Raw genomic sequence first — 12,309 nt, 5'->3', positions numbered from 1 at the left:
TTCACCTATGCTTCGAGATTTAGTTTGATCCCTATACCTGTCAGAACCAACGGTGGTTCGGTGCACTGTGTCAACGCTAACGATTTTTCAACTGAGTTCGCCATGCCTCGATTTCTTCCCATCGTGCTGCTCACGGCTCTGCGATTCTGTTTTGCCGACGACCTTGTTCAATCCGCTCATCCGCTTCGGTTCATTGACACCAGCTTTGCGAATGCTTCGCCAATTGATTGGGAGGTGTTGGAAGACGGCAGGGTTAGAATCGACATGCTCTACGATCACGAACGTGAATCGCCGAACCGCGCGGCCTTGCATTGGCATTTTCGAATAGAGGCGGATCCTGGTAGTGACATTACGATGCTGTTGAACAACTTTCACAACGTATGGAATGGGCGTCCGGGATTGGCGGTCGATGACAAGACAATCGCATTTACCAGTGAAGACGGTAATGATTGGCTGGCGAAGCAGACGGAGTTCCTTGAAGCCGATGGTCAACTGCAATTCACCGTTCGCGTTCCTGCTTCGGGCAGTCTGTATGTCGCACGTTTACCTGCATACCATGCCGAAAACTTAGATCGACTGATAAGCGATATCCGTAATCATCCAATGGTCGAGATCACCCCGATTGGAAAAACGGTTCAGGGACGACCGCTTGAGATCATTCGCGTTGGCGACGCCGAGGCTGCGAACCGGGTGTTCATGCGAGCTCGGGCGCATCCTTGGGAAGCGGGCGGGAACTGGGTGGTCGAAGGCATGATTCGACACTTAATCGAAGACCGCGGCACCAATCGACCTTCGTACTTTGATTCGTTCTGTTTGTATGTCATGCCGATGGCCAATAAGGACGGCGTAGCGATGGGTCGAAGCCGCTTCAATATGTTCGGCAAGGACTTGAACCGCGACTGGGATGCTCCCGCGGACGCAGCGTTATGCCCCGAGAACGACGCGTTGGAACGCTGGTTAACGACGATGTTGGCCGATGGGAAACGTCCGCACTTGGCATTGGAAATGCACAATGATGCGAGCGGAAAGTTGCACCTGAGCCGTCCCGTGGGAAACGAGAACAGCGGCTACTTGCAACGAATGGCCAAGCTTGAATCTTTACTTCGTCAGAAGACCTGGTTTCGCGAAGGAGCAACGGATCCCTCGTTTAACAATCCAGGAACGCTGGGCGACGGATGGTTGTCGCGGTATGGAATTGACGCGGTGGTGCATGAACTCAATGCGAATTGGATCGAAGGACTAGGTGAAACACCGTCATCCGAAAATTGGATGCTCTACGGACGTCAACTGTGTGACGTTTTCGAAGCCTATTTTGAATGACAAGGCTACTTAGCATCGTAAGTCCGATTGGGAAAATCAGGTTCGGCGATCCTGGTCCGAAGGTACGCGGCTTCCAGTTCTTCTATCACGTCTGGATGGTTACCTGCGAGATCATTGCGTTCTTGGCGGTCTTCATTGAGATCGTAGAGTTCCCAGGGTGTCGGTTGCTTCTTCAGCAGATCACGACGTACCGCTTTCCAATGACCGATGCGGATAGCGAGTTGTCCGCCATATCCATGGAACTCCCAGATCATCGGTTCGTGTCGCTCGATGGGTGATTGACCTAGTAGAACCGAGGTCAAGTCGACGCCATCAAGTGGCTGTTGATTTTCAGTCGCTGCCCCACAGATACTTGACAGGGTGGGAAACCAATCCGGGAAGTAGGATGCGAATTCTGTGACGCTACCCGGCTCCACGTGACCTGGCCAACGAACGAGACAAGGCACGCGGATTCCACCTTCATAAACGCTGCCCTTCCAGTCGCGAAGTCCCGCCGTGGAGTTGAAGAAATCTGCATCGACTCCGCCGATGTGGAAATCGGGGGCGCGACCGGGGTGGGTCGTCCCGTTATCGGAAGTGAAAACGACGATCGTATCGTTCGTTAGCGAGTGCTCTTCGAGTTTTGAAAGTACTTTGCCAACGTGTTCGTCGAGGTCCGATATCATCGCCGCGTATGCGGCACGAGGACGCGGGTGAGGCAAGTAGCCGTTTTGCCCTCGATAGACACCTTTCTCGCTTTCCCAAGAATCTGGATATCGGTCGATCCATTCTTGAGGCGGCTGCATGGAAACGTGCGGTTCAACGAATGGCAAGTACAGAAAGAATGGTTGCTGGTGATGTTCGTCGATGAACTTCAATGACTCATTGAGAATCATGTCAGGTGCATAGTTCGCTAGCCGGTAGTCGTCGGCATTGATGTCACCCGCTGGCTTTCGTTGGTGCCCGTAGATAAGTCCGCTATTAATCACAACTTCCTTTTCGTCAGAATCCAAGAAGAGCGGGAAGTAGCTATGGGCGTTGCGTTGGCAATTGTATCCGTAGAAGCGGTCAAAACCCTGTTTGATTGGCGAACCAGAAGTGTTGGAAGGACCAAGGCCCCACTTTCCGAACGCTCCCGTTGTGTAGCCGGAGTCTTGCAGCTTTTCCGCGATCGTCACCACACCGTCACTGATTGGCCACTGCCCGGGGAAGATGCGACCATTTCCAGAATCCCGATTCCCGCGTATTTCGGCATGGGCAAGGTTCTGTCCGGTGAGCAAGGTGCAGCGTGCTGGCGCGCAGACGGGGGCTCCGGTGTAATGCTGGGTGAATCGCATACCTTGCGCAGCCAAGCGATCTAGGTTGGGTGTCTTAATTTTCGCTTGGCCATAACACCCCAGTTCTCCGTAGCCAAGGTCGTCAGCCAGCATGAACACGACATTGGGTTTGTCGTGGGACGCTGCCTGAACCGTAGAGCAGTGGATGGTCAGCGACGAGACGACCATGCAGACCGTCCAAGCTAAGTTTCGCATTCGAAATCGCCAAGTGACTGACAAATTTCGAAGTTGCGAGTTTCGATGGCCAGGATTTTGAATAGGTGCCTTTCGAATGTGAGCCTTTCGAATGTGAGCTAGGTTGCTATGTGGAATTGAGTTCATGGTGTTGACGCTCATGGTGTTGATCCCGCTTCTGTGTAACTGTTCCACCGCCTAGGCAGCCGCTATCGGTGCAACATCGCGGCGAAGGACGGTCGAAAACCCGTTCATACGTTTCTTGGCTACCAGGAACGGTAGACAGCTTGGGGGGCATAGTTTCTTCTCTGGCAATTCTGAAGTCAAACTTCAGCGACATTCGCTTTACGTTTTACCAAATAGCGTGCGTAAAACTTGCTTGAAACGTCAACACGATCACGTCTTTGCTGGCAATTGAATTTGCTGGGAAAGATTTTGTATGTGAAGTGGCTCACAGCATCACGATCTGAGGTGGCGCAAAATTCCGCATCGGCCTGTCGCAAACTCTTGCGTCAGTAGCCCTTCTTTTCTTCCTTAGGATGAGACTCCAGAATGAAATTTGTGTCCCAACGATTCCTCGGCTTGATTCTCGCGTCGACTGTTGCTGTCTGCGTACTAAGTTCTGACGCCGTAGCTCAAAACGAAACGCACATCGACTACTCGAATGCGACGGTTTCGGTTCCAGCTACGTCGGCACCTACTCACGTCGCTAGTTCGGTACCACAGTATTCGGCGGATCAGCAGCACGTGGCCCACTACCCCGCGCCGATGGCAACGGGATCAGGTTGCGCGTCGGGGAATTGCGGAGGTTCGGTAATCGTATCGAGCTCGCCGGTGGTGAGCCCTGCAAGTAACTATCAAAGCTTCGCTAGCCCGTCTTTCTCCGTTCCCGTGCACACGACCTACAGCGCCGCTCCCGTTGTCCGCAATAGTTCGGGCTGCGCTTCTGGCACTTGCGGTCGGGCGCGAAAGTTTAGCCACCGGCATCATCGCTAAGCGTTAGCGTCGATCCCCACATCATGCAATGAGCACTAGGTGCTCGTACTATCGTCGCAGCGCCTACCTTTGGATTTATCAAAGGTAGGTGCTTTTCTAGAATTCGTACCGGTTGATGACGGCTATCGGTTGCGGATCCTAATCGCGAATCACGTGCAACCGAAGAAGCGAATGGTCAAGCAATGTGGTGTGCCGGGTCACAGTACGTTTTGGTCGACATCAGCTGATTTGAACTTGTTGCGATGAGATTGACAGTGTTGATTTTCGAGTGAGTGTTCATTGGATCGCCGCTTCAATACATGGGCGTACCAGTCGGATCCTGGAACGGCGGTGATACCATGAGCGAGGATGCTCATCACGACTGTCAAAACGGATAGGGTCAAGATCTGATCCGCATGCGGCAGATTGAATTCGCTGATCACGAGCAATCCAAATAATAGCGAAGCTAGCCCGCGTGGGCCGAACCAACCTAGGAACAACACGGTGGGAACGTGAAGTCGCAATCCGAATAGAGCCGCAGCGACTGGCAACATGCGGATCACCGTTAGACTCAGGATTGAATAGAGGTAACACGTTGCATCAGCGGACTCTATGGCCGGGACTAAAACGACCAATCCGAAGAGCAGAAACGTCACCAGCCCGAGCAGTTGGCCTTCCGTTTCGCCGAATTCTCTTAACGCATCGCCTACATCATCGGCGAAATAGGAGATACTCATTCCTGCCACGAATGCAGCAATAAAGCCGTTCCCGCCGACCTGGAGAGCGCCTGCCCAAGCAACGATGGCCAAGGCTACGCCAGACAATCGCAAAAAGTCTTCGTTGATGTAGTTCAACTTCTTGGCACCCGACAGAAGATAGCCACCCCCGAATCCGACAATGACTCCGACTAGCGGACCAAGCGAAACTTGCATTAGCCAATACACCATCCAATTTTTGTCTTCACCGTTCGTGCCGATGGAGGCTAACGCCGCGAGCAGCATCACCAGCGGCAATGCAATTCCGTCATTCAATCCGCTTTCTACGTTAAGTGATTGCCGAATACGAATGGGGACTTTGGGGCTCGATACGACCGCTTGGCCGAGCGCAGCGTCGGTGGGGGCGAGGATCGCTGCAACCAAAGCGGCCTCCCAGAACGAAAACTCGGCAAACATCAGTTTGGCAACGATGGCGCCGGCCAAAATGGTCAGCGGTAGACCTATGGCAAGCAATCGAACGGCAATCTTGTGTTCTCTTACGAAAAGCGACAAGTCGATTCGCGATGCGTCGATGAATAGCACAATCACGAGCGTGAACTCAGCGACGGCTCTCAGTGTTTCTTGAGCGGATTCTTGTTCGGCGAATTGGCTGGGCATCAACGCAAGCGTGACTCCCACGGCCGTGAAGATCATCGGCGGGGTAATGATCGTGCGGTCCATCCTTGCAGACACGAGCGCGTAGAGGAACGCGGCCACACCGAGAATCAATAGTAGTATTTCCATGGACCTATCGTAACGAATGATCCAGTGGCTCCGATGCGCTGATTACTCATTGGTCGCCGAGCATTCAACAACCCGCGACGTTCAAACGCAGAATTGATAGACCAACGCTTTCGAACCCATCGAAGATCGGATACGAACTGCAGCAGCGAAGGCGAAAACAAGTGACAGGAGCCAAACTGACGCGAGAGAATCTAGCTAGTCGTTCTGCGTGTTACGTCTTCTTTGCCGGCCAAGAGAATTAGGGCGTTGCTGGAATGGTCGCCAATGTGTCAACGAGTTCCATCAGGTCGGCCACAACGTAGTCAGGTTTCGCCGCGATGGGATACTCGGTTTTTCCAGGGCGACGAATAAAGGCCGTCTGAAGTCCAACGGCATCGGCTCCAGCCAAGTCCCACGCATGGGCCGCGACCATGATTGCCTCAGACGGTTCTATTCCCAGGTCATCCAGAACCATCTGGTAGGTGTCGGGGTGCGGTTTGAACTTCTCGACTGTATCAACGCTGTAACGCTTAACAAACATTTCAGTCAGCCTAGCGTTCTTAAACTGCGTTTCTACTCCCACTGCAGACGAATTGGTCAAACTGACGAGGGTGTATCCGCTTTCCTTCAATGCTTTGAGTCCCTCCAGCACGTCCGGATGGGCGGGCAAGGATCGAAGCGGCATAACGATCGCCTCTTTGGCATCTTCGTAGTCAAGGTCGATGCCCTGGGTTTCAGCGACCATCATTAATGCTGCTGTACCGATCTCTCCAAAGCTGTGGTACGTGCCACTTAGCGTTTCAACCAAGGAGTAGTGCAACATCGTCGAAAACCACAACGGCAACAAATCTTCCCGACCACCCAGAGCCTTTCCGACTGAGGACTTCAAAGGCGCAAGATCGAGCAGCGTTTCATTGACGTCAAAAATGATCACTTTGGGTCGCGGCATTGAATTGGGGCTTCCGTTCTCGGTTACTTGATTGGTGATCTCGGCCGGACTTTGCGCCGTTGCAGGTCTTCCGCCTAGCGTGAGAGCTAGCACGGCGAACGAAAGAGTGGCAGAGGTTCTCATTTTTGTCTCGTATGGAGTTCGCATAGTTGTTTGATGTCGCGGTGCTTTTGCAGATGCCGCTATTGATCAATGAGGTTTCAACTGTCGAGACCGACGGACTCGCTAGATTCGAATTGACTAAACGGTTTGTTGCGTTGATCCCTCAGCGCATAGGCTTCTTTGTAGAATCTTTCGACTGACCTCTGGCGTGATTTCTTTCTGTTCACCCAATTCAGTCATCTCGTGCGATCGAAGATTCGTGACCACTGCATCGATTGCGGCGTCATCTAGGTCGTAGTCACTGAGATAGGTCGGAATTCCGATACCTTCGAAGAAACTGCGGGTGCGTTTGATCGCTTCTTCGATTCGCGATTCTTCATCGCCTTCGTGAATGTCCCAAACTCGCCCAGCGTACTGCAGCAGCTTTTCACGCTTTGCCTCTCGCCGTTCACGCAATAGCGACGGCAATACGATGGCAAGAGTTCGAGCGTGATCAATGTCGTATAGTGCCGTCAGCTCGTGACCGATCATGTGCGAAGCCCAGTCTTTGGGAACTCCGGCACCAATCATGCCGTTGAGTGCCCAAGTCGTTGCCCACATGAAGCTTGCTCGCGTCGGATAGTCGTGGTTGTTTTCATTCAGTTTGGGGGCGAGCTCGATAAGCGTTTTGAGCAATCCTTCAGCGAAACGATCTTGAATCATCGCGCCAGTGGGATAAGTCAGGTACTGCTCGATGACGTGCACGAACGCGTCGGCGATTCCGTTGGATAGTTGCCGCTGAGGAAGCGTGTAGGTTTTGGTCGGATCGAGTACCGAGAATTGGGGGAAGACGTGAGGGCTCTTGAACGCAAGCTTTGACCTGCGTTTTTCGTTCGTGACCACGGCTCCTTGATTCATTTCCGATCCTGTCGCTGGCAACGTAAGGACCGTCCCGAACGGTACCGCGGATTGAACGTTGGCTCCGTGCTGCGTCAGGATCGACCAAGGATCGCCTTCAAACGTCATAGCTGCAGCAACGAACTTGGCACCGTCGATCACCGAGCCGCCACCAACTGCCATCAAGAAGTCGACCTTCGCTGTGTTGGCTTTCTCGACTGCTCGTATCAACGTTTCATATCGCGGGTTCGCTTCGATTCCTCCAAACTCAGTGATTCTTCGATTGCCCAAGCTCTCGACAACCTCGTGGAGCGTTCCATAGCGGCGGGCACTTTCGCCACCATACAGCACCATCACGTTGGCGTTGGGGGGCACGTGATCATCAATCTCGCTGATGCGTCCTTCGCCAAAAAGAATTCGTGTTGGGTTGTAGAAGTCGAAATTCTGCATGGTGCTGCTTGATTGCTTTTGAGTTGAGAACCCGCTAGCCAAAACGGGAAGGGCGAATCTATGTTTCCGAAAGTTGTATGTTTCCGAAAGTTGATCGATGAATGCGATCTTCGCAACGTTACCGCAAAACGCATGCCGTCTTTCGATGGGGCACATCCGACGAACAATCTTCTATCGCAACAGGGAACGCTGAGGGCACATGTCAACTAGCCTCGGTGCCCACTGACGCACGATTCGCAACCTGACTCGCCCAGCAGTGCACACCGCATCAGGTAAAAGAACATCCAGGCACCAGCAAACGCCCTTGATAACATGACGGAAATACTCGGCTTAAAGCGAAGCTAATATTTTATGGTGGTTCCAGCGTCATGCATCAAAACCAGCCAGCGACGTCTCGATTGCGCGCTTTTTCGAGGCTGTGGCTTGGGCCTACGCGTTGGATCCTTCATGTAGTGCGCTCAACACAGGTTTGGATCGTCAATGGAATAAGTGGTGACGGAGCTCGCTAGGTGACGGGCAACGCTAGTGATTCCGGTAATTGTCTTTGAACGCTATGGGCAAGCCGCTCGGGATCGGTCAACACTATTCTGCGGCGGCCTCCGCTGACGGCTCCTTCGCTCTTGAGTTGTCCTAAGACGATCGTGATAGTCTCACGCGTGCTTCCGATCAGATTGGCAAGTTCTTGATGAGAGAGTTTGATCCTAAGGCAAATGCCTTCGTCCGTTGCGATTCCAAACTGCTCGGCCAAATCGAGCAGCAAATGCACGAGTCGATCGTGATTCGATGAAAACAGCAGGTATTTCAATCGTCGTTCAATGCAATTGCGACGAGACGCCAACAAGGCTGCTACTTCGATCGCGAACTCATTTCGTTGCGTCATCAACTGCCGTATTTCTTGTGCAGGGATTTCCACAAGCTTCGATGGTTCCATGACTTCGACATATTCGTCGCGAGTCTGGTCTTCGAATATTGCCCTTTCAGCGAACAGTTCGCGAGGTTCGACCAAGGCAAGAATGGATTGCTTTCCATCCGAGGTAAAATGGCACAGCTTGACGAGTCCTTTTGACAAAACAAAGACACTGTCGGCGATTTCTCGCGGTTGGTAAATGCTTTCGCCGGTGCGAAACGAATGTGAACGGCTCTGCTTCGCTAGGTTCTCTATCTGCTCAGGCAGCAACGCGCCAAACAAATCGCATTTCTTCAAACGCGAAACTATATTTGGCATGCAGAATCCTTTGTTTTTACGACGAGACCCTTGGCAATGGCTTTCTACGTGCGTATGCCGCCATGGACGGTTCGGTCGCTCGACATGTACTGGCGTTGAGACTTCGTCAATAATCAATGGGTTTATCAAGCGAATGCATTCAGGCATTTATGCGATGAGGCGATGAGGTTCGGCATCAAATCGCCACCAAGCGTACGCTATTGCATCGTTCGACCAGCTTGCAGCAATGCGAGCGGTTCGGCTCGGCCGGTCTTGATCGCCGGCCAAAGCCCCGCAGCAAGACATAACGTCAACGCTAAGGTGAAGCCAAACGAGAGTTGCAGCCATGGGATTCGAAACGACGGTGGGCCGGCAAACCAACCACCGAACTGAGCCATCCCGACGCCGCACCATCCGGCGATCAAACCAAAGGTCATGCTCAACGCGCACGCCGCGATGCCTATCAAGACGGTTTCGGTAATGACCAGACGTACGAGTTGACTGCGTGTCACACCGATTGAACGCATCACGCCAAACTCCCACGTTCGTGAACGGACCGAAGCGATCACCGTATTGGCCACTGCCAATGACATCACCATCAGCGTAATCAACGGTAGGTAACTCATTCCCCATATCATGCCATCGGCTCGCATTCGAATCGCTTCCTTGACATTTTGCGTAGCAGTCATGCGTGCGAATGGCCGATACGCCTTGACTTCGCCAACGCCCTCTGCAGCGAATGTTTCCCCCGCGTGTCGTTCAGCAATCGCTTGCAGTCCAGCTTCGATCTCGGATATTTGGGAATCACCGAGAGCTTGATGGTCGGCCAATGTTCCACCAAGTGAATCTTTGTTGGCAAAGTTTAACCAGAAGAATTCGGTCCGCGGCAAATGAAAGCGAGTGCGAACGGAGTCACGACTAGCGAATAGGATTGTGCCCGTTCGAGTGAAGTGTCGACGCACCCCCGAGAACTTTGTCACCCACTGCCAACCCGGTAGCGAAACGATTCCCGCAATCCGATATTGCACACGTTCATTCTCAGCCGCCGGGGGAATCAAGGTCACTGAATCGCCAAGATGCAACCCTGCGGCCATGGCGAAGTCTTCTGCAACAACGCAAGAATCGCCTGTTTCAATTGATTTGATGACGGACTCGCGATCACCCGCGACGAACTTTACCGCTAAGAACGGATCAGCGCCGCCGAAAGCTAATCGAGGATCAAGACCGCAAACAATTCCGTTGTCACCGCCCATGCGTAATCGTTTCGGTTGCCCAGCTTCGCCCCAATCGAATTTGGCTTGCTCAATTGCCAATGGCATTACCTCATTGGCATCAACACCGTCCACTTGGTTGACCAACGGTTCATCCTCCGTCGCTAATCCTACGGGATGAAACGCAACAAGTGCGTCAGGGAGCCATTGTCCTGGTGTGAATGGAACGAGCATGGAATGACCCCAAGTCTGCGTCGAAGCGTAAAGCCCAAGGCCAACGGATAATGCCAAAGTAGCTCCCACTGAACGCCACAGGTTGTTTGACAGTTGCGTTTTCATCATGCGTGAATCCAACCGCAAGGCTCGCGTGAGTAGCGGCGCGAAAGCGGATTCACATGCTACGACGATTCCTGGTGCCAGCAGGATCATTCCGACAAGCAACATTGGATACGCAAGGAATGAATAGCTCCAAGTCCGCCATTGGTCGCTGATCGGTAACAAAAAGACCACAATTGGCGTGGACGCCGTCAACATCAGTCCAAGGAATGCCAGGATCATCCAAGGTTGAGAACGAATTGCTGTTGGAGGAACGGCCATCGCGTCAAGCGGTTGAATTCGCATTGCACGCCAAGCGGGCAAGATCGCGGCGCCTGCGGATCCGATCAACACCGTGATCCCGGTCAAGAGGATACAGCCCCATCCAAGGATTGCACCTGAGGCAAAGAGCGATGGTAGCAAGCGGCTTCCCACCATCACCATGATCCAACCGGCAAGCAAACCCCCAAACCATCCGACCAAGCCAAGGACAAAGCTTTCAATCGCAATCAGGCCGGCTATTTGCGTCCGAGTCAATGCAATCGCTCGCAACATCGCGAATTCTCGCGCCCGTTCACTCACGCCCATGCTTAGCGTGGAAAAGATAATGAAGATGCCTGCCAGCGATGCCATCCCAGTGGCCGCCCAAGCTTGCGATTGTTGTCCGCTGACCTTGGAACTTGACTCCATGCCGCTGCGGACCACGGAATAGTCAATGAACTTTAGCGGCGGTCGTTCCGCAGCGAGTCTTTGTCGCCATGCTTGGTGAAATTGATGGGAGGTAACCGTGTCGCGAAAGGCAATTTGCAGCACGTGTGGTTGTGTTGGGTAACCATTAATCTTTGCAGCCATCTCGGGACGAACGTAGATCGCTTGAGTGGCGATTCCCTGAGTCAACCCGCTCGGAAGTTTGATGCGATTTGTTATCGTATCGGCACCTGAATCTGCATCGTTTTGTTGTCTCGTTCGTTCACGGATAGGTGATTCCGATTGCGTAAGTTCTCTTGCATCGCGTTGGTCGATTTGGGCGTTTCGGCGTTGACTTTGGTTCTGGTTTCTTCCTCGCCGTCGCTCGCTAAGCATCGGTGCTTCGGGAGCCTGTTCCACAATTCCGATCACGTTCAAGACAACTTGATTGCCAAACGTGGTGATTCGAAATTGGTCGTCGACTGACAATTGCATGTCTCGCGCTACTTTCTCGCTAACTACTGCCGATGCTACGTCTGTTTGCTTGCTGAGCCATTGCCCGTCCACAAGGTCGTAGGGAGCTTGGTCCGCAGGTGTGCTCACCATCGTGGGGCCCAACGGGGGTGCTCCGTTGACCGGAGGTCGATCGCCGACGAGCAAAGTCAAAGATGATGTGGGTTGGTCGTCATTTGGAACGGCTTTGACCCGAGTTGCCGTGACCCGCGTGTTGCTTACGGGATTCACTTCCAGAACACCAGCGTCGTGTTTCAGAGTTTCAATCATCAACGGATCGATCGTCGCAGTTGGTGATCCAGGCGGTCCGCCACCATGGGAAACTACTAAGGCGTCGTACATGCCCAGATACTTTCCTGAGTTTTCATCAAACTGAGAAACCAGTGCGTCGTAACCGCTGACAACCCAGACAACCGCACATGTTGAGGCAATAATTCCCAACGTGGTGACGACAGCTCGGCCTGGATGCATCCGCATGTGAGTCGTCACGAGTCGAAAGAGAAAGCGAAGTTGAATCATTCAATTTCCAAAGTTGAAAAGAGCGTTCTGACGAGAACCGATCGTGCCTACGTTTGCAGTGCTTGACGCTTGTAGCCTTTGCTGATTAAAGCGTGTGGGCTTGTGGGCACGTTGCAATCAACACCGCTCGATAAACGACCTGCGGTGTGGATGGACGAATGCATTGACGACGGTCAGGTCGCAAAGAGGAATGCAATCGCTATGCCAAGGCAGAGATCCG

General features: G+C 52.9%; 7 protein-coding genes. 1 reads left to right on the top strand and 6 read right to left on the bottom strand.

Annotation, left to right across the window (positions count from 1 at the left end; translation table 11 throughout):
• The first annotated feature begins 102 nt into the window (after positions 1-102).
• Entirely contained in the window at positions 103-1,320 is a 1,218-nt protein-coding gene (locus tag Pla22_RS18635; protein WP_146516254.1) for a M14 family zinc carboxypeptidase, read from the top strand.
• Positions 1,321-1,325: 5 nt separating this feature from the next.
• On the opposite strand, the gene Pla22_RS18630 is transcribed toward Pla22_RS18635, so the two are convergent.
• The 6 genes from Pla22_RS18630 to Pla22_RS18605 form a co-directional block, all read right to left on the bottom strand.
• Entirely contained in the window at positions 1,326-2,972 is a 1,647-nt protein-coding gene (locus Pla22_RS18630; RefSeq protein WP_242632154.1) for an arylsulfatase, read from the bottom strand.
• Positions 2,973-4,003: 1,031 nt separating this feature from the next.
• A complete protein-coding gene (locus tag Pla22_RS18625; RefSeq protein ID WP_146516253.1) occupies positions 4,004-5,284 on the bottom strand; it encodes a cation:proton antiporter in 1,281 nt (426 codons plus the stop codon).
• Between the two features lie 238 nt (positions 5,285-5,522).
• Complete coding sequence (locus Pla22_RS18620) at positions 5,523-6,212, bottom strand: haloacid dehalogenase type II (protein WP_242632200.1); 690 nt, start codon at positions 6,210-6,212, stop codon at positions 5,523-5,525.
• A 240-nt stretch (positions 6,213-6,452) separates the two neighbouring features.
• On the bottom strand, positions 6,453-7,640 hold the full coding sequence (locus Pla22_RS18615; protein WP_146516251.1) for an iron-containing alcohol dehydrogenase: 1,188 nt from the start codon (positions 7,638-7,640) through the stop codon (positions 6,453-6,455).
• Between the two features lie 505 nt (positions 7,641-8,145).
• Positions 8,146-8,865: a Crp/Fnr family transcriptional regulator gene (locus Pla22_RS18610; protein ID WP_146516250.1), complete on the bottom strand. Its 720-nt coding sequence runs from the start codon at positions 8,863-8,865 to the stop codon at positions 8,146-8,148.
• A gap of 197 nt (positions 8,866-9,062) precedes the next feature.
• On the bottom strand, positions 9,063-12,089 hold the full coding sequence (locus Pla22_RS18605; protein WP_146516249.1) for an FtsX-like permease family protein: 3,027 nt from the start codon (positions 12,087-12,089) through the stop codon (positions 9,063-9,065).
• Positions 12,090-12,309 lie beyond the last annotated feature (220 nt).

This window comes from Rubripirellula amarantea, assembly GCF_007859865.1.
In the GTDB taxonomy this organism is placed as follows: Bacteria; Planctomycetota; Planctomycetia; order Pirellulales; family Pirellulaceae; genus Rubripirellula; species Rubripirellula amarantea.
The sequence above is the reverse complement of the archived record's forward strand: the minus strand, read 5'-3'. Positions and strand labels throughout refer to the sequence as shown.